The 20,582-nt window shown below is 57.1% G+C and carries 18 protein-coding genes; 8 read left to right on the top strand and 10 right to left on the bottom strand.

Annotated elements, in window-relative coordinates:
* Positions 1-122 precede the first annotated feature (122 nt).
* From hupB to clpP, 4 genes are all read right to left on the bottom strand, one after another.
* Positions 123-398, bottom strand: a complete 276-nt coding sequence (hupB, locus tag ACTJKV_RS09290) for a DNA-binding protein HupB (RefSeq protein ID WP_062425544.1) — start codon at positions 396-398, stop codon at positions 123-125.
* A 201-nt stretch (positions 399-599) separates the two neighbouring features.
* Positions 600-3,017 (bottom strand): endopeptidase La, encoded by a 2,418-nt coding sequence (gene lon / locus ACTJKV_RS09285; protein WP_274103713.1) that lies wholly within the window; start codon positions 3,015-3,017, stop codon positions 600-602.
* Positions 3,018-3,428: 411 nt separating this feature from the next.
* Positions 3,429-4,706: an ATP-dependent Clp protease ATP-binding subunit ClpX gene (gene clpX, locus ACTJKV_RS09280; protein ID WP_062425546.1), complete on the bottom strand. Its 1,278-nt coding sequence runs from the start codon at positions 4,704-4,706 to the stop codon at positions 3,429-3,431.
* A gap of 359 nt (positions 4,707-5,065) precedes the next feature.
* Positions 5,066-5,698 carry an ATP-dependent Clp endopeptidase proteolytic subunit ClpP gene (gene clpP, locus ACTJKV_RS09275; protein ID WP_062437784.1) on the bottom strand — a complete coding sequence of 211 codons (633 nt, stop codon included), beginning with the start codon at positions 5,696-5,698 and terminating at the stop codon, positions 5,066-5,068.
* Positions 5,699-6,114: 416 nt separating this feature from the next.
* On the opposite strand from clpP, the gene ACTJKV_RS09270 reads away from it, so the two are divergent.
* The gene (locus ACTJKV_RS09270; protein WP_274103714.1) at positions 6,115-7,362 is read left to right on the top strand and encodes a GGDEF domain-containing protein; all 1,248 of its coding nucleotides are present in this window, start codon (positions 6,115-6,117) and stop codon (positions 7,360-7,362) included.
* A gap of 163 nt (positions 7,363-7,525) precedes the next feature.
* A complete protein-coding gene (locus ACTJKV_RS09265) occupies positions 7,526-8,773 on the top strand; it encodes a cytochrome P450 (RefSeq protein ID WP_274103715.1) in 1,248 nt (415 codons plus the stop codon).
* Here the strand turns inward: ACTJKV_RS09265 and ACTJKV_RS09260 are convergent.
* A complete protein-coding gene (locus ACTJKV_RS09260) occupies positions 8,763-9,749 on the bottom strand; it encodes a helix-turn-helix transcriptional regulator (RefSeq protein ID WP_274103716.1) in 987 nt (328 codons plus the stop codon). The genes ACTJKV_RS09265 and ACTJKV_RS09260 overlap by 11 nt on opposite strands.
* Positions 9,750-9,867: 118 nt before the next feature.
* Between ACTJKV_RS09260 and ACTJKV_RS09255 the strand changes: the two genes are divergently transcribed.
* Entirely contained in the window at positions 9,868-10,530 is a 663-nt protein-coding gene (locus ACTJKV_RS09255; RefSeq protein WP_274103717.1) for a glutathione S-transferase family protein, read from the top strand.
* A 36-nt stretch (positions 10,531-10,566) separates the two neighbouring features.
* Here ACTJKV_RS09255 and ACTJKV_RS09250 read toward each other — a convergent pair whose 3' ends face one another.
* The 4 genes from ACTJKV_RS09250 to ACTJKV_RS09235 all read right to left on the bottom strand — a co-directional run bounded on the left by ACTJKV_RS09250 (position 10,567) and on the right by ACTJKV_RS09235 (position 14,152).
* Positions 10,567-10,923 carry a cupin domain-containing protein gene (locus ACTJKV_RS09250; RefSeq protein WP_130977420.1) on the bottom strand — a complete coding sequence of 119 codons (357 nt, stop codon included), beginning with the start codon at positions 10,921-10,923 and terminating at the stop codon, positions 10,567-10,569.
* A 47-nt stretch (positions 10,924-10,970) separates the two neighbouring features.
* The gene (locus tag ACTJKV_RS09245; RefSeq protein WP_440598628.1) at positions 10,971-12,254 is read right to left on the bottom strand and encodes an O-acetylhomoserine aminocarboxypropyltransferase; all 1,284 of its coding nucleotides are present in this window, start codon (positions 12,252-12,254) and stop codon (positions 10,971-10,973) included.
* 84 nt (positions 12,255-12,338) lie between these two features.
* The gene (locus ACTJKV_RS09240; RefSeq protein ID WP_440598627.1) at positions 12,339-12,773 is read right to left on the bottom strand and encodes a CoA-binding protein; all 435 of its coding nucleotides are present in this window, start codon (positions 12,771-12,773) and stop codon (positions 12,339-12,341) included.
* A gap of 485 nt (positions 12,774-13,258) precedes the next feature.
* Positions 13,259-14,152, bottom strand: coding sequence for a LysR family transcriptional regulator (locus tag ACTJKV_RS09235; RefSeq protein ID WP_440598626.1), 894 nt, complete (start codon positions 14,150-14,152; stop codon positions 13,259-13,261).
* Positions 14,153-14,197: 45 nt separating this feature from the next.
* On the opposite strand from ACTJKV_RS09235, the gene ACTJKV_RS09230 reads away from it, so the two are divergent.
* The 4 genes from ACTJKV_RS09230 (at position 14,198) to rpsI (ending at position 17,281) form a co-directional block, all read left to right on the top strand.
* Entirely contained in the window at positions 14,198-14,893 is a 696-nt protein-coding gene (locus ACTJKV_RS09230; RefSeq protein ID WP_440598711.1) for an NADPH-dependent F420 reductase, read from the top strand.
* Between the two features lie 366 nt (positions 14,894-15,259).
* Positions 15,260-16,096, top strand: coding sequence for a DMT family transporter (locus ACTJKV_RS09225; protein WP_112518995.1), 837 nt, complete (start codon positions 15,260-15,262; stop codon positions 16,094-16,096).
* Positions 16,097-16,346: 250 nt separating this feature from the next.
* Complete coding sequence (rplM, locus tag ACTJKV_RS09220; protein ID WP_062425555.1) at positions 16,347-16,811, top strand: 50S ribosomal protein L13; 465 nt, start codon at positions 16,347-16,349, stop codon at positions 16,809-16,811.
* Between the two features lie 2 nt (positions 16,812-16,813).
* A complete protein-coding gene (gene rpsI / locus ACTJKV_RS09215; RefSeq protein WP_440598625.1) occupies positions 16,814-17,281 on the top strand; it encodes a 30S ribosomal protein S9 in 468 nt (155 codons plus the stop codon).
* Between the two features lie 91 nt (positions 17,282-17,372).
* Here rpsI and ACTJKV_RS09210 read toward each other — a convergent pair whose 3' ends face one another.
* Positions 17,373-19,328, bottom strand: a complete 1,956-nt coding sequence (locus tag ACTJKV_RS09210) for an acyltransferase family protein (RefSeq protein ID WP_440598624.1) — start codon at positions 19,326-19,328, stop codon at positions 17,373-17,375.
* Positions 19,329-19,601: 273 nt separating this feature from the next.
* Between ACTJKV_RS09210 and speB the strand changes: the two genes are divergently transcribed.
* A complete protein-coding gene (gene speB / locus ACTJKV_RS09205; RefSeq protein WP_111847860.1) occupies positions 19,602-20,555 on the top strand; it encodes an agmatinase in 954 nt (317 codons plus the stop codon).
* Positions 20,556-20,582: the final 27 nt, after the last annotated feature.

The following is a 20,582-nucleotide window of genomic DNA, read 5'->3' as shown; positions in this document are numbered from 1 at the left end:
AAATAGAAATATGGTACGCCAAGCCACAACGCAAGATGGTCAAAAAGAAAGCCCGGCGCGGAGGCCGGGCTTGCAGGATATCGAATTGTCATTGACCTCATGCGAGATGAGGTCGGGACGGATCAGCTGTTGACCGCGTCCTTCAGGCCCTTGCCTGCAGAGAACTTCGGGACGTTGCGAGCAGGAATATCGACCTCTTCGCGGGTCGCCGGGTTGCGGCCCTTGGTTGCCTTGCGGTGGCTGACGCTGAAGCTACCGAAGCCAGCGAGACGGATGTCGCCACCAGCCTTCAGTTCGTTCTGTACAGTTTCAAATACGGCGTCAACGGCAGAAGCGGCATCAGCCTTGGACAGGCCAGCCTTCTCGGCAACTGCGGAAACGAGCTCGTTCTTGTTCATGTTTCCATCCCTTTCAGTGGTATGAAACGACTCAAAATCAGGTCCGCGCAGAATAGAGTTCTATTCGCGCACCGCCACCCAAAAGCGACGGAATCGCCTGAAAAACAAGAGGTCTCGTGGTTTTTTCACAAAAAAGGCCGGCATTTCCGCCGGCCTTCCAGAAGTTCTGTGCTAATTTAGCATCATAGATCGCTCAAAATCTTAATGTGCGATCGTCTGGCCGCCGTCATCAACACCCTCAACAGTCGCAATCACCGGCGTTTCGATGCTGCCATCCCACTCGATCGGCTCGGGTTTACGGGTCAGAGCATGCTCAAGAACCTCACCCATTCGGGACACCGGAATGATCTCCATGCCGTTCTTCACGTTGTCTGGAATGTCCGCCAGATCCTTGGCGTTCTCTTCCGGGATCAGCACCTTCTTGATGCCGCCGCGAAGCGCTGCAAGCAGCTTTTCCTTCAGTCCACCGATTGGCAGGACACGGCCGCGAAGCGTGATCTCGCCCGTCATCGCCACATCCTTGGAAACAGGAATACCTGTCATGATGGAGACGATGGCCGTCGCCATGGCGACACCTGCAGACGGACCGTCCTTCGGTGTTGCGCCTTCCGGCACGTGCACGTGGATGTCGCTCTTGTCGAAGCGTGGAGGCTCGATGCCGAAATCGACCGCGCGCGAACGGACATAGGACGCCGCCGCCGAGATGGATTCCTTCATCACTTCCTTCAGGTTACCGGTCACGGTCATACGACCCTTGCCCGGCATCATCACGCCTTCAATAGTGAGCAATTCGCCACCCACTTCGGTCCAGGCCAGACCCGTGACGACGCCGACCTGATCCTCACGCTCGGCCTCGCCGTGACGGAAGCGCGGCACACCTAGATAGTCGTTGATGTTTTCAGCCGTGACTTCGACCGACTTGGTCTTGCCCTTGATGATCTCGGTGACAGCCTTGCGGGCGAGCTTCATCAGCTCACGTTCGAAGTTACGAACACCGGCTTCACGGGTGTACTGCTGGATGATGGCCATCAAGGCGCCATCCGTCACGGAGAACTCCTCCGGACGCAGGGCATGTTCCTTGATTGCCTTGGGCAGCAGGTGCCGCTTGGCGATCTCGCGCTTTTCGTCTTCGGTGTAACCGGCAATACGGATCACTTCCATACGGTCCATCAGCGGACCAGGAATGTTGAGCGTGTTGGCGGTTGTCACGAACATGACGTCGGACAGATCGTATTCCACTTCCAGGTAGTGATCCATGAAGGTGGAGTTCTGTTCCGGATCCAGCACCTCGAGCAGAGCCGACGATGGGTCGCCACGGAAATCCATGCCCATCTTGTCGATTTCATCGAGCAGGAAGAGCGGGTTCGCCTTCTTGGCCTTCTTCATCGACTGGACAATCTTGCCCGGCATGGAGCCGATATAGGTCCGGCGGTGACCGCGGATTTCCGCTTCGTCGCGAACGCCACCAAGCGCCATGCGAACATATTCGCGACCAGTTGCCTTGGCGATGGACTTCGCAAGCGAGGTCTTACCGACGCCTGGAGGACCAACGAGGCACAGGATCGGTCCACGGATCTTCGTCGCACGGGCCTGTACGGCCAGATATTCGACGATACGTTCCTTGACCTTGTCGAGACCAAAGTGGTCCAGATCCAGAACCTGCTCGGCAGCGTTCAGATCAACCTTGACCTTGGACTTCTTGCCCCATGGCAGACCGAGCAGCCAGTCCAGATAGTTGCGCACGACCGTGGCTTCCGCCGACATCGGGCTCATCTGGCGAAGCTTCTTCATCTCCGCTTCGGCCTTTTCCTTGGCTTCCTTGGAGAGTTTGGTCTTGGCGACGCGTTCTTCCAGTTCGGCCATCTCGTCACGGCCATCTTCGCCGTCGCCGAGTTCCTTCTGGATCGCCTTCATCTGTTCGTTCAGGTAATATTCGCGCTGGGTCTTCTCCATCTGGCGCTTGACGCGCGAGCGGATGCGCTTCTCAACCTGCAGAACGGAAATTTCGCCTTCCATGAAGCCGAGAGCCTTTTCCAGGCGCTGCTTCACGCTCACCGTTTCGAGCATTTCCTGCTTTTCGGTGATCTTGATGGAGAGGTGCGAGGCAACGGTATCGGCGAGTTTGGAATAGTCGTCGATTTGTCCAGCAGCGCCAACCACTTCCGGCGAAATCTTCTTGTTGAGCTTTACGTAGCTTTCGAACTCGGACACAACGGAACGAGACAAGGCCTCGATCTCAACGGCATCTTCTTCGGGCTCGTCCAGAATCGTTGCGGTTGCTTCGTAAAAGTCTTCGCGGCCGGTGTATTCTTCGATCTGTGCGCGGCCCTTGCCCTCGACAAGAACCTTGACGGTACCGTCGGGCAGCTTCAGGAGCTGAAGAACGTTGGCAACCGTGCCCACTTTGTGAATCGCAGACGGATCCGGATCGTCATCGCTCGCGTTGATCTGGGTGACAAGCATGATCTGTCTGTCGGAGCCCATGACCTCTTCCAATGCGCGAATGGACTTTTCGCGTCCGACAAACAATGGAACGATCATATGTGGGAAAACGACAATGTCGCGCAGAGGAAGTACGGGATAGGTACCGCCAGATGCAGCAGACGTGATGTTCGTCATATCATTTCCTTTCCATGGTCCCTATTCGGGACGCTTGCCGGACGTCTTGGGAAGTTTCCGGCATATTCTTATTCGTGACTGAAAGTGGAGTTTCGCACTGTCATTTTCAAGTCACGGAAACCAGCAACCCGCTGTCTATCGTGGGGCCGCATACCTTTGAAAAAAAGATGGGCGTGAATACGCTTTTTACTCTCCACCCCCGCCGGGCCCGCGAAGGTGGATTCGATGAGCGACCTTCACCACAACGTCACACCATCACACAAATCACTGGTAAGACTCTATCAGCAAAGCATAATCCGCTCCAACTCAAAATCGGATACGGGCACGGTTATTCGCTATTTCGAGGTTTAAAACAGAAAAAAGGCCCGCCAATGGCGAGCCTTTTCCATTTGATTGCGATCAGCCTGGCAATCAGGCCGACACATTCGCCTTTTCGTCCTGACGATCGGCGTAGATGTAGAGCGGGCGAGCGAGGCCGCTGACGACCTCGTCCGAAATCACCACTTCGCGGACGCCTTCCAGCGTCGGCAGGTCGAACATCGTGTCGAGCAGGATCTTTTCCATGATCGAGCGCAGACCGCGGGCACCTGTCTTACGGGTGATGGCCCGACGGGCGATTTCACGAAGCGCGTCCTCGTGGAATGTCAGTTCAACATCTTCCATCTCGAATAGGCGCTGGTACTGCTTGACCAGAGCGTTCTTCGGCTCGGACAGGATCTGGATCAGCGCATCCTCATCGAGATCCTCGAGCGTTGCCAGAACCGGCAGACGACCGATGAATTCGGGGATGAGACCGAACTTGACCAGGTCTTCAGGTTCCAGTTCACGCAGCACTTCGCCAACGCGGCGATCGTCTTCTGCCTTGACCGTTGCACCGAAGCCGATGGATGTCTTCTCGCCACGGGCGGAGATGATCTTGTCGAGGCCAGCAAATGCGCCGCCGCATATGAAGAGAATGTTGGTCGTATCCACCTGCAGGAATTCCTGCTGCGGATGCTTGCGACCACCCTGCGGGGGAACCGATGCGACCGTGCCTTCCATGATCTTCAGAAGTGCCTGCTGAACGCCTTCGCCAGATACGTCGCGCGTGATGGACGGATTGTCCGACTTGCGGGAAATCTTGTCCACTTCGTCGATATAGACGATACCGCGCTGGGCGCGCTCGACATTGTAGTCGGCAGCCTGGAGCAGCTTCAGAATGATGTTTTCGACGTCTTCACCGACATAACCGGCTTCGGTCAGCGTCGTTGCGTCCGCCATGGTGAAGGGAACATCGATGATGCGCGCGAGCGTCTGGGCAAGATAGGTCTTGCCGCAACCGGTCGGGCCAACCAGCATGATGTTCGATTTCGCCAGTTCGACATCGCCGTTCTTGGAGGCGTGCGCGAGGCGCTTGTAATGGTTGTGAACGGCGACAGACAGGATCTTCTTCGCCTGTTTCTGGCCGATGACGTATTCATCGAGGATCTTGATGATGTCCTGCGGGGTGGGAACACCCTCACGCGACTTCACCATCGAACTCTTGTTCTCCTCGCGGATGATGTCCATGCACAATTCGACGCATTCATCGCAGATGAACACTGTCGGCCCGGCAATCAGCTTCCGGACTTCGTGCTGGCTCTTGCCGCAGAATGAACAATAGAGTGTATTTTTCGAGTCGCCGCCGTTGCTGCCGCTGACTTTGCTCATATCTCTTTCCTTCCAGCACGCCGCAGGTCCGCAAAGCGGATCGCGGTCAACTTACCGCCTGCAAATGCGACCGCCATTTCGGGCCTTCGCATCCGCTTCGTTCCCGGGGTACTAGCCGTATCAGATATATGAACTGACGCACGGCGGCAACGAATTCCCCTTAAAACCCCGGAACACGCGTGCTCCGGTATGTCTTCCGATGCTCTCCCTCAAAGCTTTACGTCGTTCGGGAGAGCTTGGTTCAGACTACGTCATAAAAATTCAACATAGCCTTAATATGTACTATTATCGCTTTATTCGCCGGTTTAAAGCCCAGAATTACGATCAGGCCAATAAACCGGCATCGTCAAGCAGTCGCCTTAATTCGCGGAAACGCCTTCGATTTCCTGGCGGGAAGTGAGGATCTTGTCGATCACGCCCCAGTCCTTCGCTTCTCCGGCATCCATAAAATGGTCGCGATCGAGCGTCTTTTCAACGTCTTCCAACGTACGGCCGGTGTGTTTCACATAGACTTCGTTCAGGCGACGCTTCATCTTGATGATGTCTCGGGCATGACGCTCGATGTCGGATGCCTGGCCCTGGAAGCCGCCGGACGGCTGGTGAACCATGATGCGGGCGTTGGGCGTTGCAAAGCGCATTCCCTTTTCGCCGGCTGCCAGAAGCAGCGAGCCCATCGAGGCCGCCTGGCCAACGCAAAGCGTAGAGACGGCAGGGCGGATGAACTGCATCGTGTCATAGATTGCCATGCCGGCCGTTACGACACCACCCGGGGAATTAATGTAGAGCGCGATTTCCTTCTTCGGGTTTTCCGCCTCGAGGAACAGAAGCTGGGCGCAAACGAGCGAAGCCATGTGATCTTCGACAGGACCTGTCAGGAAGATGATGCGCTCTTTGAGAAGACGGGAGTAGATGTCATAGGAGCGCTCACCGCGGTTGGTTTGCTCCACGACCATCGGCACCAGAGCCATGGCGGTATCAACTGGATTTGTCATGTCCGTCCTTTATCCAATTCTAGCCCGGAAGCTCCGAGCGCCCGGAATCATTATTCGTCAACTCACTACATAGAGTGTCCTTGGTCGGCACTTCAAGACTGAGGCAGCGGATATCCTTAATAGCGAGGACAATTCTTGCGCCGCTTTAAAGATGAAATCCCTTGCAGACCAGTCTCTCATCGCTTGCGCCGGTTCCTCATCAACGACGAACAGCCGGACTGGTCAACAAGCGGTTAAGCGGAACGAGAGGTGACGAATTCTTTACGTAACGTAAGGAAGATACTTTGCGTGAGAGTTTTTCGTTGAAAGTTACCTGTCGCAGGACTACACGTCGAAGTGGCGTTCTCGACCTTACTCCTCGATCACACTCGACGGTCAGACGAAGCGACTCATTGAAATTTAACTAGGATTGCGCTGTGTTCCAGGCCCAAACAGGCATGCTTCTCTGGTCGTTGGAAACATCGACTCTCGCTGCATTGCTGGCCGTGCTCTGGCTTCATTCGTCCTCCAAGAAACATCACCTGTTTTTCGCCTGCGGTTTTGCGGCGGTGGGCGCCGGCTCTGCGCTCGTGGCGCAACGGGGTTATCTCGCTGATTTCTGGACGATCACCGTTGGCAACACGCTTGCGCTTTCGGCCTTCGGCTTTTGGCTCGCCGGCCTGCTTCGCCTTGAGCGGCGGAAAATCGAGGGGTGGATTTTCATTCCACCGCTTTTGTGGCTGGCCTTCATGTTCCTGCCGGCGGTGCGCGACAGCATGCTGGCACGCGTTCTCGTCTATCATGGCTGCGCGGCAGTCGGTTACGTCACCATCGCCGGCGTCGTGCTAACCTCCAAAGAGCCGGTCTCAACGACGCGCAAGATCTTTGCCGTAGCCCTCGTTGTGCACGCGCTGATCGGTCCTCTGACCGCAGCCCTGATCATTCCCTACGATTCGCTTGCCGGCCAGACGCTGCCGCTGACAGCACCGGTCGCCTACTCGGCCGCTTTCAGCTTCGTCGTGCTGATGATGATTGCCTTGAAGATGTTCATGGAGGACAATGAGCGGCGATTGCACCGTCTTTCAATAACCGATCATCTGACAGGCGTTCTTAACAGGCGCGGACTGATGGAAGCCTATTCTGAGATCAGGAAGGCGCCGGAACATCGCTCATCGCAACTCCTGCTTGCTTTGTTCGACATCGATCATTTCAAGAAGATCAACGACCGCCATGGTCACCAGTGCGGTGACGAGGTGCTGGTTCAGTTCTGCGATCTCGTCAATCGCATCGTCGGCAAAAAGGGCATCTTCGTGCGCATGGGCGGCGAAGAGTTTGCCTATCTGCTGCCCCACGACGACCTGAACGCTGCGCTGAGGATCGTCGATGGCGTGCGTGTCTATTTCGCTCGTCTTTCCACCGAGGGGAGAGAGGAAAGCTTTACCTCCACGGTGAGTATCGGCATCTACTCCGCCCCGATCGCGGAGGCGGAACTGGATCTGATGCTGAAGATGGCGGACCGGGCGCTCTATGCAGCGAAATCCGCAGGCCGCAATCGCACGGTCGTCAATGACGGCATTGCCAATGTCGTGCTCCCGGCTGATGACCGGGGTGAAGACCCGCACGACAATAATGCCGACCGGCAGGTCGCGGCACTCAACCGCATCGCGGCGATGGGTAACAACTGACTGTCTATTCTCAGCCTCGCCTCTCTTTCCCGTCAGCTATGTTTTCGCTAGAGCGCCGTGCGTCCTTTAGGACGCACAAAGGACGCTCTAACTTTTTGAATCTACGCATCGTGCTTTCCGAAAATCGATTCCGATTTTCGGGCCGATGCTGTAGAGGTTGGACATGAACACGATGCCTGACTTTATCCACATCGACGCGCAACAGCGCTCCGTTTCGCTCGACGCCCGTAACCCGGCGTTTTATGGCAATCCAAACGCCACATACGCTCTTCTCCACGCACACTGTCCAACCTTCTACTGGGAGGAACAGAAGCAATGGTTCTTCACCGGTTATGATCACGTCAACGCGCTGTTGCGTGACCGTCGCTTCGGGCGCCAGATCCTTCACATCGCCACACGAGAAGAACTTGGCCTGCCCGAGCCGCTCGAACACACTCAGAATTTCGATGCGGCAGAGCGTCATTCCCTGCTCGAGATCGAGCCGCCGGAACACACCCGGCTTCGCACCCTGGTGAACCGCGCCTTCGTCTCCCGCCACGTGGAGAAGATGAAGCCTGAGATCGAGACGCTCGCCCACGGGCTTATCGACCGCTTCGAAAAGGACGGTCAGACGGAGCTTCTCTCCTCTTTTGCCGATATCATTCCCGTGACGATGATTGCCCGGATGATCGGGATTCCGGAGGAAATGGGGCCGCAGCTACTCAAATGGTCGCATGCCTATGTCGGCATGTACATGTTCAAGCGCAGTCGCGAAGACGAGCTTGCCGCCGACCGTGCGGCCAATGAATTCGCCGATTATGTGCGCAGCGTGATTGCCGAGCGTCGGGCTGAGCCGAAGGACGATCTGCTCAGCCACATGATCCATACGGAGCATAAGGGTCAGTTTCTGACCGATGATGAACTGATCTCCACAACAATCGTCCTTCTCAACGCCGGCCATGAAGCGACCGTCCACCAGATCGGCAACTCGCTGCGCGTCATTCTGGAAAGCGGCCTCGACCCTCAATCGCTCTTCGGCGACGAGAAGACGACCGAACGGACCGTGGAAGAGACGCTTCGAATCGGTGCCCCCGTCCATATCTTTCAGCGCTGGGCTCTGGAGCCGGTGGAAATCGACGGCGTGAAATTCGAGCGAGGCGACAAGGTCAGCCTCATCCTCGCCGCCGCCAATCTCGATCCGCTAAAATTCAGCGATCCCCTCAACTTCAAGCCGGATCGTGCCGAGGCCCCGAACCTCTCCTTTGGTGCGGGCATCCATTTCTGCATCGGCGCACCCCTGGCGCGGCTGGAACTGAATATCGTCCTGCCTCTGCTCTTCCAGCGCTTGCCGCATCTCACGCTGGCGAGCCAGCCGAAGGTCAAGGACGTCTATCACTTTCACGGTCTGGAACGGCTCGACCTCACTTGGTGAGGTCGTCTGCTCCCCGCGCGTAACGGTGCATCAACGTTTCGATCGCTTGACGCATGGCGTCTCGCAATTCCGGCGGGTCGATCACTTCGACCTCCGGCCCCAGTTTCAACATTTCATGGACGGCCATATGCCTATGCGCCACCGGCAGCCGCACCGTCTGCCACCCAGCCTCGTCGGCCTCTCCAACGAAACCGATATTGGCGCGGACGTAAGGTGGAGCGGTATGCTCGATCTCTTTCAAGCCGTGGGGTGAAATTCGTATCGTCGCCCAGTTCGGATAAAGATCGAGTTCGAGCCTTCTCGTGTTCTCGTTCCAATAGGCCGCCAGATCGAAACCCTTCGGCCAGTCGAAGCCTTCATCGGTCACGATGAGATCGAGGACGCGGGATATGCGATAGGTGCGGGGTGTGTTTTCAACGCGTGCGACGACGTACCAGGCACCCCCCTTCATGACGATGCCAAGCGGATCTGCGACCCGTTTTTTTTCAGCCGTCCATGACCGATAGCGGATGCGGATGCGCTTGGAACTCCAGACGGCACCGGCAATGGCTTGCAGATAATGCGGCTGCTCACCTTCGGCGAGCCAAGTTGGTGCATCAAGATAGAATTTCGTCTGCAGGCGTCGCGCGCTTTCACGCAAATCCTCCGGCAAGGCGGCCGTCAGTTTCTTCTGCGCGCCCGCCATCAGCGCCCCCAAGCCGAGATCTGCGGCAGCGCCGGGAATACCCGACAGAAACATGGCCTCCGCCTCGGACGGTGTCAGCCCATTGAGGCGAACACGATAACCATCAAGAAGACGATACCCGCCATCCGAGCCTCGTTCGCTATAGACTGGGACACCTGAGAGAGAAAGCGCATCGATGTCGCGATAGATCGTTCGCACAGAGACATCGTTCTCCGCAGCCAGCACCTCAGCCGTCACCAGCCCTTTCGCTTGAAGGGTGGTGAGGATGTTGATCAATCGGCTCGCACGCATCGAAAAAATCCTGTTTCTCGATTTATGTCTAATCCAACCTGACATGATCTGACAGGTATGAAAGCGCAATCTCTGGTCATCGCGAAATCGCGAGATTAATCAGCACGGGAGACGACCGATGACGACGAACCACGAAGTAACACTCTTCTATTCACCGCAAACACGTGCCACCGGTGCCCGCATCTTGCTGGAGGAGTTGAACGTGCCTTATGAGTTGCACGTCCTGAACATGAAGGCAGGCGAACAAAGACGGCCGGAGTATTTGACCATCAACCCGCTCGGCAAGGTGCCGGCGGTGCGCGCCGGTGATACGCTGATCACCGAACAGGGCGCGATCTATCTCTATCTGGCCGACCTCTTCCCACAAGCCGGGCTCGTCCCTTCCCTCACCGACCCGGATCGCGGCGCCTATGTCCGTTGGCTGTTCATCTATGGCAGCTGCTTTGAACCGGCCATCTACGACCGCTACATGAAACGCGAGCCGGGCTCTCTCAATGAAACGCCCTATGCGAGTTACGACTCGCTAATCGACATGCTGGAAGTGCAGCTGGAGAAGGGACCCTACCTGCTTGGCGAGCGGTTCACAGCCGCCGATCTTCTGTGGGGGATCGCGCTTACCTGGACGACGATGTTCGGCCTTGTGGAAGCCCGTCCGGCTTTTCAGCGATACATGGATCGCATCGGGGCTCGTCAGAGCGTGCAGACAGTGACCGCCGATGACGCCACTATGGTCGCAGAGCATGAAGCTGCCGCTGCTGCGCTGAGCAAGCCAATGTCGTGATGAGCGATGGAGACGACGCTTGTGGCTGCGGCTGGTCTAGAGCCGGACGACATAGTCCTTTCGCGTCGTCTCCACCACTTCCCAGGTGCCTTTGAAGCCTGGGCGGATGATCTGGCGATCGCCCGCTTTTAGGTGAATTGGCTCTCCACCATCCACCGTCAGAATCGAGTGGCCCTCCAGAATGTTGAAGTACTCCCACTCATCATACTCCACCCGCCACTTGCCGGGTGTCGATTGCCAGATGCCGGCATAGAGACCGCCTTCGGCCTCCTCCAGGTTCCAGCTGGTGAATTTCGGATCGCCAGCAATCAGCCTGTCGGGCGCCGGAGCGCCCTCCTCCGGCTGAATGGTGGAAAGATCGCCGTCAGGCTTGAAATTCAGTGTCAGGGCCATGGGCGATCTTGTCCTTTCAGATTGAGACTTCTCAAGTTTTTCGGTCGTCAGATTTTCGCCAGCGACTGCTCCAGGTCAGCGATGATGTCCTTCACATCCTCGATGCCGATAGAGAGACGCACCACGTCTGGGCCTGCACCGGCAGCAACCTGCTGCTCGGGCGTCAGCTGAGCATGGGTGGTCGATGCAGGGTGGATGACGAGAGAGCGGGTATCGCCAATATTGGCAAGGTGCGAGAAGAGCTGCAATCCTTCCACCAGCGATTTACCGGCCTGGTATCCGCCTTTCACACCGAAGGTGAAGACGGAACCTGCACCCTTTGGCGAGTAGCGTTGTTGCAGAGCGTGGTTGTCGCTGTCTTCCAGCCCCGCGTGATGCACCCAGCCAATCTTCGGATGCGCCTTCAGCCATTTGGCAACCGCAAGCGCGTTGTCCGAGTGGCGCTGGACGCGCAGCGGCAGCGTTTCGATGCCGGTGAGAATCAGGAAGGCGTTGAAGGGGGAAATAGAAGGGCCGAGATCGCGAAGGCCGAGGACGCGGGTGGCAATGGCAAAGGCGAAATTGCCGAAGGTCTGGTGCAGGACGACACCCGAATATTCCGGACGCGGCTGCGAGAGAGCCGGAAACTTGTCCGATGCGGACCAGTCGAACGTACCGCCATCGACGATGATGCCGCCCATGGAGTTGCCGTGGCCTCCGAGAAACTTCGTCAGCGAGTGGACGACGATGTCGGCACCGTGTTCGATCGGCCGAATGAGATAGGGGCTCGCCATTGTGTTGTCGACGATCAGCGGCAGCCCATGCCTGTGCGCCACCTCTGCAATGGCAGAGATATCGACAAATGTGCCGCCGGGATTTGCGAGGCTCTCGATGAAGATCGCCTTCGTCTTCACATCGATTTGGGCTTCAAAGTTCGCAGGATCAGCGGCATCCGCCCAGCGCACCTGCCAGCCGAAGTTTTGGAAGGAGTGGCCGAACTGGTTGATCGAGCCGCCATAAAGCTGGCGGGCGGCCACGAAGTTATCTCCGGATTGCAGCAGAGTGTGAAAGACCAACAACTGTGCTGCGTGGCCCGACGCCACGGCGAGCGCCGCGGTTCCGCCCTCAAGGGCTGCAACGCGCTCTTCAAGAACCGCCTGCGTCGGGTTCATGATGCGCGTATAGATATTGCCGAACTCCTTCAGGCCGAAGAGCGCTGCCGCATGGTCGGAATCACGGAACGCGTAGGCCGTGGTCTGGTAGATAGGCGTGGCGCGCGCGCCAGTGGTCGGGTCTGGCTGCGCACCGGCGTGAATAGCAAGGGTAGAAAAGCCCGGCGTATGGTCTGACATGGTGTCCCTCCGACTGTCTTTTTAAACGAGCACAGAAAGGATCATATCGCTTCGACGGCGAAAGATAAGTGCGAACTATCCTAACTATCGTCCGATATTGAGACGAGGATGCTCAATGGCCGGGCAGCGATCCATGATCACTTCCACGCCGTAATGCTCCCCCTTCGCCGCGGCATCATAATCTTCCACGCCCAATTGTGCCCAGACGACCTTGGGGCGGGGTGACATGTGGATCACCTCTTCCATGACGCTGGAGAGATATTCCGATGCGCGGAACACATCGACCATGTCGACGGGCTCAGGAATATCAGCGAGCTTGGCATAGACCTTTTGCCCAAGGATTTCCTTGCCCTCATGGCCTGGATTGACCGGGAAAACCTTGTAGCCCTTTGAAAGAAGAAACGACATGACGCCATGGCTGGGGCGTGCGGAATTTGGAGAAGCGCCAACCAGCGCGATCGTTGTCGTGTCGGTCAAAATGCGACGGATGTCCTCGTCGGCATAATTGTCGTGATCCATGATCGTCATCCTCCCTTTGGTGGCTGATCCAACTCTAGATCGAGATGGTAATGGATAAAGCATGAATTCCCTGGCGCAGAAAAGGATGCGTAAATTTGCATCTCGCGCTGCCCTTTTATATGGCAACAGGGCAAATGCCCGATCGTACCGCCTTTGTTCGAACTTCGTTCACCATCACTTTAGCAACTACTTATAGTTACATTAGCAATTTACGTCGCGTCTATAACAAATCCCAATCTGAAACGTTTGAGCTTCAATAAAAACAAAGTTTTAGTGACGATCTTACTTTTTTGGATGTTTGACAAAGTACTTCATACATTCTTGGGTTGTATAAACTGCGCGGATCGATAACGCACGGCGGCCTTTCAAAACACGACGTTTTCGCCAGATTACCGGCTGTCTTGGCTCATAATTCCAGCAATTCCCTTCAGCAGATATGCGGCCTCATTTATCGGATGACGAAGGGATCGTCGCGTTCGACAACCTCATTTCAAACCGAACTCGTCAACAATGGCATCAACGAAGCTCTTCACTTTTACTGTGGGACGACGCCCTGCGGGATAGAGAACATGCATGGGGCGGGAGGGGCCCTCGTAATCGGGCAGGACTCGCACAAGCCGGCCAGCCGCGATTTCGCCGCTGAGGACGCCCTCCGGTCCGAGCGTGATGCCATAGCCCTCCACTGCAGCATGCAGAAGCGTTTTCCAGTCGTTGCTACGGATCCTCCCTGTCGCCTGAATTTCTTCGACCTGCCCTCCGCGCGTAAACTGCCATCGGCAAGGGATGGAGGGCGACCAGTAGGCATAGGCCAGACAGTCGTGGTGCTGAAATTCAGATGGTGTTCGCGGCGTCCCGCGTTTGGCTAGATAGTCCGGCGACGCGCAGGCAATCAACCGATAGGGCGCCAGTGCATGTGCAACAAGAGAGGTGTCCTCGACCTCCCCGATCCGCACCATTACCTCGAAGCCTTCTTCGAGTGGATCGACGAACCGGTCGTTGAGTGTCAGATCGATCTGCATCTGCGGATATCGCCTGAGATAGCGCGTCACGAAGGGTGCCAGGCTAAAAGCACCAAAGGTCATCGGCGCATTGACCCGCAAGACGCCGCTCGGCAGAGACCGCATGTCCTGGGCCAGCGTTTCCGCCGCCTCGGCCTCTGCCAGAACCAGCTTGCAGCGGTCGTAATAGGCGCGACCGACGTCCGTCAGGCTCTGCCGTCGCGTCGTGCGGTAGAGAAGCGTTGTACCGAGCCTGTCTTCGAGAAAGACGACATGCTTGGCAACCATTTGCGGTGACATGCCCATCGCCTCCGCAGCGGCAGCGAAGGACCCGACTTCGGACGCCTTGACGAACACCGCCATGCTGGTGAGCCTATCCATGATTGCCTCTTATTGGTTGGGAATGTCATCTCATCATGGTGATTTATCGCATGTCCGACGCGAATTAAACCTCCCTCACCATCAACACGGAGACGAGATATGAAAATCGGAATCATCGGTGCGGGCTTTGTCGGCAGAGCCATCGGCAAGCTAGCCGTTCGCGCGGGCCATCAGGTGATGTTGAGCAACTCACGCGGACCGCACACCTTGTTCAGTATGCGTCACGCCGTGGGTTGCGAGGTCGGAACGGTCGATGAGGCAGCAGCATTCGGCGACATCGTCGTCATCGCCATCCCCCTTGCCGCCTACCGCTCGGTTCCCGTCGCAGTTCTCAACGGCAAGGTGGTCATAGACACAGATAATTATTATCCCGATCGTGATGGGCGGATCGTCGAACTCGATGACGGCAAGATCACAACGAGCGAATTGCTTGCCCGGCATCTGCCGCAATCCCGGATCATCAAGGCCTTCAACGCCATCACCATGAACGATCTGGAAAAGGATGGCCTGCCTGCGGGGGCTGGCGAGCGTCGGGCTCTGCCTATCGCCGGTGATGATGAAGAGGGAAAGACGATCGGCAAAACGCTCTATAACCAGTTCGGATTCGATGCAGTGGACGCAGGTAATTTGGCCGAAGGCTGGCGTTTTGAACGTGGCACACCAGCCTATTGCGTGCGAATGACCGCAGCCGAGCTAGAAGCCGCTCTTGCGAAAGTGGAGCGTCACATGGTGGACGCGTGACGCCGTCTACTGCAACGGCATAAGCCGTTAACATCGGAATCGATCGTCGGAAAGCACGATGCATCGTTTCAACAGTGAAGGACGTCCTTGTGCGTCCCGGCGCGAAAACCTCTCGGTGGTCATCAACCCTAGCGAGGACCACCGAGAGGTTCAACCTTGTCGCAACGTCGTGCGGAAGCGGACCTCCCTCACCCCGTTTGACAGAGTAGATGGCCAAGGAATCATAGGCGTCGCTCGCTGTTTCCGCTTCGCTTTGTAAGCTTTAGCGCCTTGTTTTGTCGCATCTCATCATCGCAAAACCGCGTAACACTTTCGCGCCACATGCTCTAAGGTCGGATTTCCATCCAGACGCTTCATGAGTCGCCCGTGTCCCTCGATGTCCTGCTTCTTGTCCTCTTCGGCGCCCTTCTGCATGCCTCGTGGAACGCCCTTGTCAAATCCGGATCGGACAAGGCGCTGGATGCGTCGTTGATCGCTGCGGGTGCCGCCATCTGTTGTGTTCCCTTCCTGCCGTTCCTGCCCCTTCCCGGGCTCGTCGCGCTGCCCTTTCTGGTGGCGTCCGCCATCCTGCAGTTCGCTTACTTCCGGCTGGTCGCCGCAGCCTATACCGTCGGCGATATCGGCCTCGTCTATCCCGTCATGCGCGGCGTTGCGCCTTTGATTGTGGCAGCGAGCAGCAGCCTGTTTCTCGATGAAAGGCTGAGCACCGCTGCCTTCGCCGGCATTGCTGTCATTTCGGCGGGCATCCTCACCCTTGCCTTCGAGGCACGCCGTGGCGGTCGAAAGGCCATTTTGCTGGCGCTCGCCAATGCAGTGGTCATTGCAGGCTACACATTCGTTGATGGCGTTGGTGCGCGGACCTCGGGCAATGCCATTTCCTATACGCTGTGGATGTCCCTGCTCCCGCCTGTCCTGCTCTTCTCCTATGCCTTCTATCAACGTGGTTATCTGCCGGTCGTGCAGCATGTGAGGCGCAACTGGTGGCGCGGTCTTGCCGGTGGCGGCGGCTCGATTTTGTCCTACGGCCTTGCATTATGGGCAATGACGCAGGCGCCGGTGGCGGTGGTCGCAGCCCTGCGCGAAACCTCCATTCTGTTCGCCATCCTGATCTCGGTTTTCCTGCTCAAGGAGAAGGCCAGCATCTGGCGCTACGTCGCCGGCGGCATCATCGCGATGGGCGTTCTCATCATGCGCTTGGGATAAGAACGTCATGTTTTTGTGTGGTATTATAAAACCACATCATTAACCTTCTGATTTTTATACGCTATTTTTGAAGGCTGCGTTTTTGCTCCTGTTGACGGTTTGCGGCGCACCGCTTATAAGCGCGCCAGACTGAATTCTCCTGGAATACATGTCTTCCGGCACGCGCAAATGCGGCCAAATCAAGCAACAAGAAACGCCCGCATCCAATCTGGCAACAGCCGGATGACGGGTCCTAAAGAAAGTGAAAAGAATGTCTACTTTCGTTCAGAAGCCCGCTGAGGTGGAGAAGAAGTGGGTCATCATCGACGCCGAAGGCCTCGTTGTTGGTCGTCTCGCCACCCTCGTTGCTACCCGCCTGCGCGGCAAGCACAAGGCAACCTACACCCCCCACGTCGATGATGGCGACAACGTCATCATCATCAATGCGGAAAAGGTTGTCTTCACCGGCAAGAAGTATTCCGACAAGAAGTACTACTGGCACACCGGTTACCCGGGTGGCATCAAGGAGCGTACGGCTCGCCAGATCATCGAAGGTCGCTTCCCGGAGCGCGTCGTTGAAAAGGCTGTCGAGCGCATGATCCCGCGTGGTCCGCTCGGTCGTCGCCAGATGAAGAACCTTCGCGTTTACGCTGGTTCGAACCACCCGCACGAAGCACAGCAGCCTGTCGCTCTCGACGTTGCATCGCTGAACAAGAAGAACGTAAGGAGCGCCTGATAATGGCCGATCTTTCCTCCCTGAAAGACCTCGCCCCGGCATCGGAAGCTTCGGCTCCCGTACACGTCCGCAAGGTTGACACTCTCGGTCGCTCCTACGCGACCGGCAAGCGCAAGAACGCCGTAGCCCGCGTATGGGTGAAGGCTGGTTCCGGCAAGATCATCATCAACGGCCGTGACTTCACTGCCTATTTCGCACGTCCGGTTCTGCAGATGATCCTGCAGCAGCCGCTCGTTGCAGCAGCACGTGCAGGTCAGTTTGACGTCATCGCGACTGTTGCCGGTGGTGGTCTCTCCGGTCAGGCCGGTGCCGTTCGTCACGGTGTTTCCAAGGCTCTCACCTACTTCGAACCGGGCCTGCGCCCCGTTCTGAAGAAGGGTGGCTTCCTGACCCGCGACAGCCGCGTCGTTGAACGTAAGAAGTACGGTAAGGCCAAGGCTCGCCGTAGCTTCCAGTTCTCCAAGCGCTAATCGCTTCTGGAATACAAAAATCGAAAAGGCGGGGCCTCGGCTCCGCCTTTTTCTATTGATGCTTATCTCTTAGTGGTGATGACGCAGGCTGTCAGTTAAGCGGCAGCGGGATGGATCCGGTTATGCCATCGGCACCAAACAATTCGTCCGCGACCGCGGCGGCAATCCGTTCGGCCCCTGCCCTGGTGTAATGACCTCTATCGGCGATATAGGCCACGCCATCCAGCCCAAAGTAACAGCCACCCTTTGAAGTAGGATCACAGAAGAGCTGCTCCGGCAGCACCTTGCTGACGTCCTGAGGCAGACCCAAGTTCAGGAGCTGGTAGGCGCGACCGGTGTTTGCCTCAAAATCGGCTTTCGAGAACTCGAAGCTTGGCGCAGGGTCGCCCCGCAACATGCGCGAGGCCATGAGGTCGACCACCGGCTTGTCGAAACGCGGAGCCGGATAGACGATCACAACCTGTTTTCCGGTCGCCTCCAGCCGCTGAACAGTCTCACGAAGATTGTCGGCAATCGCCTGCAGCGGGATCGCTCCATTGGCGTATACCTCGCTGTCGATCTGCATATAGGGTGCCGCGAGGAAGCTGACCCATGAGGCCGACAGGATAACTGTTTCGACATTGCTGGCCGCCAGGTAATCCAATGCGCGCCTGTTGAACTCTTCACAATTGGCAGCGCCTTCGTCTCTTGCGACAGAAACGCCAAGGATAGGCGCACAGAAGCCATGGGTCAGCTGCACCATACCGATGTTGCGGCGCTTCAACTCCTCCTGCAAGGCCGGGGAAATCGAAGCCCCGATGGAATCGCCCCAGACGGCAATCGTCCGGCCGCTGCCGATATTGAACATGCACTCCATGCTGGGAAGAGCTGGAATGCCGTCTTCTCTTTGGAAGAGACAGTTATCGTTCCAGGTGGTGCGATCGACGAATTCCCTGACATTGTTGGGCAGCCTGGAGGGTAAGCCCTCTTTCACATCGCCCCAGGCGCCGAAACCAACCAGCCCGACAGCCAGTGCGCAGGCCGCCCATGCGAGTTTGGCAAAGCGCACCCGTTGGCCACGAAATGGCTGTTCGACGAAATACCAACTCAGGGCCGAGAGCAGCAGAACAAGAGCGATCAATGCGCACATCACAATCGTCGATGGCGGCTCGGGGCTGCGGATGCGCCAGAACGCAAAGACAGGTTGATGCCAGAGATAGGCACTGAAACTGATCCGGCCGAGCCAAACCAAAGGAGACAGGGCAAGGATGCGCCCGACGACGCTGGTCTGCGAGGCAAACAGCAAAATCAGAGCTGCGCCTCCCGTGGGGAGCAGAGCCACCAGCGAAGGAATATTGAGCGAAGGATCGAACAGAAAGATCGATAGAATGACGAGGGACAGGCCCGCTGCCGCCAGAACATCGCTTGTGCGCCGGTCTTTACCAAAGATCTGGAATGCACAGATCGAGCCGAGAAGAATCTCCCAGATCCGGGTCGGCAACAGGTAGTAATTGGCGACGGGAAAAAAGCGGGAGCCGGCTTCGCTCAAAAGCAGGCTGCCTAAGGCAAGAGCGAGCACAATGGAGAAGATCGTCCTGATCTTCAGCCGGAACAGAAAGAGCAGCGGGAAAAGCAGATAGAACTGCTCCTCAAGACCGAGGCTCCATGTGTGGATCAGCGGGACTTCTGCCGTCTCGGGGGAGAAGTATCCGGTATTTCTCAGGAAGTAGATGTTGGAAAGTGAAAGCGTCGCCGCCATCAGGCTCTTGGAAAACTGCTCATAGGCGTCCGGCAGCAACCACATCCAGGCAAAGGGTATGGTACAGAGGAGGACAAAGAATAGTGCGGGAAGAATGCGGCGCACGCGGCGCGCATAAAAACGGCCGATCGAAAAACGGCCCTCCGCATATTCGCGCAGAATCACCTTGGTAATCAGATAGCCGCTGATGACAAAGAAGATATCGACACCGATATAGCCGCCATCGAAGGCTGCGAAACCCGCATGGGCAAAAATGACGGCCAGCAATCCCAAGGCACGCAAACCGTCAATTTCGGGTCGATAGTTCATAAAAACCACATGTCACGTTGCGTATAGCTAGCCTTCGAGAAGCGGCGGTCACAGAGTCAAGCGCAGTTCCGAACCCCTGAAGCGCCAGGGTGATCGGCAACGACGCATGGCTTGCTGGAAATGCCGGGGACAAAAAGACCCGAACAAGACGGTGAAGCTGTCGGATATACTATCAGATTAGATGTTTACGAGGTGTTTACCACGAGGCAATCTTATCCCGAACTGCTTAATGCGATATTGAATATTCTCGATGTTTTCACCGAAGGATGAGCAATGGCTAAAAAGACGATCGATCACGCCTTCACGGCCCCTTCTCTCACCTCGGCGGCCAGCGATCCGACCCATGCGGGCGTGCTGTCCTTCATGCGTCGTCGCTACAGCAAGAACCTGGAGGGCGCTTCCACCGTGGTCTGGGGCATTCCTTTCGATGCTGCCACATCCAACCGGCCCGGCGCTCGTTTCGGACCTCAGGCGATCCGTCGCGCTTCAGCCATTTTCGACAACGATCCGCAATATCCCTTCGCACGTGATCTCTTCGAGTCGATGCCGACGATCGACTATGGAGACTGCCTGCTGGACTACGGCAATCATTGGCAGACACCCGAAACAATCGAGCAGGAGGCGCGCAAGATTGTCGCCGATAGCGACTATCTGCTGACACTGGGTGGCGACCACTTCATCACCTGGCCGCTGTTAAAAGCGCATGTGGCCAAACACGGTCCTTTGGCGCTGGTGCAGTTCGACGCCCATCAGGATACATGGTTCGATGATGGCAAGCGCATCGATCATGGTTCCTTCGTTGTGCGCGCGGTACGAGATGGGTTGATCGACCCTGATCGCTCGATCCAGATCGGTATCCGCACGCATGCGCCCGAAGATTGCGGCATCAAGATCCTCTATGGCTACGAGCTTGAGGACATGCGCGCCGCCGACATTGCCTCACTGATCGTCAGGCACACGGGTGGCCTGCCGACCTATCTGACCTTCGATATAGATTGCCTCGACCCGGCCTTTGCGCCCGGCACCGGCACGCCCGTGGCTGGTGGGCCATCGAGCGCGAAAATCCTCTCGGTCCTGCGCGGCCTTGGGCAACTCGACATTCGCGGTTCCGACGTGGTGGAGGTGGCGCCGGCCTATGATCATGCGGATATCACGGCCATTGCCGGGGCAACGGTTGCGATGTATATGCTTGGGCTGCGTGCCGAGCGGCTTGCAAGATCAACCTGATCCGCATCCCACGCGCTAACAAATCGA

The sequence above is a fragment of the Agrobacterium sp. 22117 genome (assembly GCF_052045735.1).
GTDB classification, from domain to species: domain Bacteria; phylum Pseudomonadota; class Alphaproteobacteria; order Rhizobiales; family Rhizobiaceae; genus Agrobacterium; species Agrobacterium cavarae.
The sequence above is the reverse complement of the archived record's forward strand: the minus strand, read 5'-3'. Positions and strand labels throughout refer to the sequence as shown.

What these genes read in the sequence shown, in the direction of transcription:
- speB (WP_111847860.1), top strand. Translation starts at nt 19,602, where the DNA reads ATGGCTAAAAAGACGATCGATCACGCCTTCACGGCCCCTTCTCTCACC.
- hupB (WP_062425544.1), bottom strand. Translation starts at nt 398, where the DNA reads ATGAACAAGAACGAGCTCGTTTCCGCAGTTGCCGAGAAGGCTGGCCTG.
- clpX (WP_062425546.1), bottom strand. Translation starts at nt 4,706, where the DNA reads ATGAGCAAAGTCAGCGGCAGCAACGGCGGCGACTCGAAAAATACACTC.
- lon (WP_274103713.1), bottom strand. Translation starts at nt 3,017, where the DNA reads ATGACGAACATCACGTCTGCTGCATCTGGCGGTACCTATCCCGTACTT.
- ACTJKV_RS09235 (WP_440598626.1), bottom strand. Translation starts at nt 14,152, where the DNA reads ATGGATAGGCTCACCAGCATGGCGGTGTTCGTCAAGGCGTCCGAAGTC.
- ACTJKV_RS09265 (WP_274103715.1), top strand. Translation starts at nt 7,526, where the DNA reads ATGAACACGATGCCTGACTTTATCCACATCGACGCGCAACAGCGCTCC.
- ACTJKV_RS09250 (WP_130977420.1), bottom strand. Translation starts at nt 10,923, where the DNA reads ATGGCCCTGACACTGAATTTCAAGCCTGACGGCGATCTTTCCACCATT.
- rplM (WP_062425555.1), top strand. Translation starts at nt 16,347, where the DNA reads ATGTCTACTTTCGTTCAGAAGCCCGCTGAGGTGGAGAAGAAGTGGGTC.
- clpP (WP_062437784.1), bottom strand. Translation starts at nt 5,698, where the DNA reads ATGACAAATCCAGTTGATACCGCCATGGCTCTGGTGCCGATGGTCGTG.
- rpsI (WP_440598625.1), top strand. Translation starts at nt 16,814, where the DNA reads ATGGCCGATCTTTCCTCCCTGAAAGACCTCGCCCCGGCATCGGAAGCT.
- ACTJKV_RS09240 (WP_440598627.1), bottom strand. Translation starts at nt 12,773, where the DNA reads ATGGATCACGACAATTATGCCGACGAGGACATCCGTCGCATTTTGACC.
- ACTJKV_RS09210 (WP_440598624.1), bottom strand. Translation starts at nt 19,328, where the DNA reads ATGAACTATCGACCCGAAATTGACGGTTTGCGTGCCTTGGGATTGCTG.
- ACTJKV_RS09260 (WP_274103716.1), bottom strand. Translation starts at nt 9,749, where the DNA reads ATGCGTGCGAGCCGATTGATCAACATCCTCACCACCCTTCAAGCGAAA.
- ACTJKV_RS09255 (WP_274103717.1), top strand. Translation starts at nt 9,868, where the DNA reads ATGACGACGAACCACGAAGTAACACTCTTCTATTCACCGCAAACACGT.
- ACTJKV_RS09245 (WP_440598628.1), bottom strand. Translation starts at nt 12,254, where the DNA reads ATGTCAGACCATACGCCGGGCTTTTCTACCCTTGCTATTCACGCCGGT.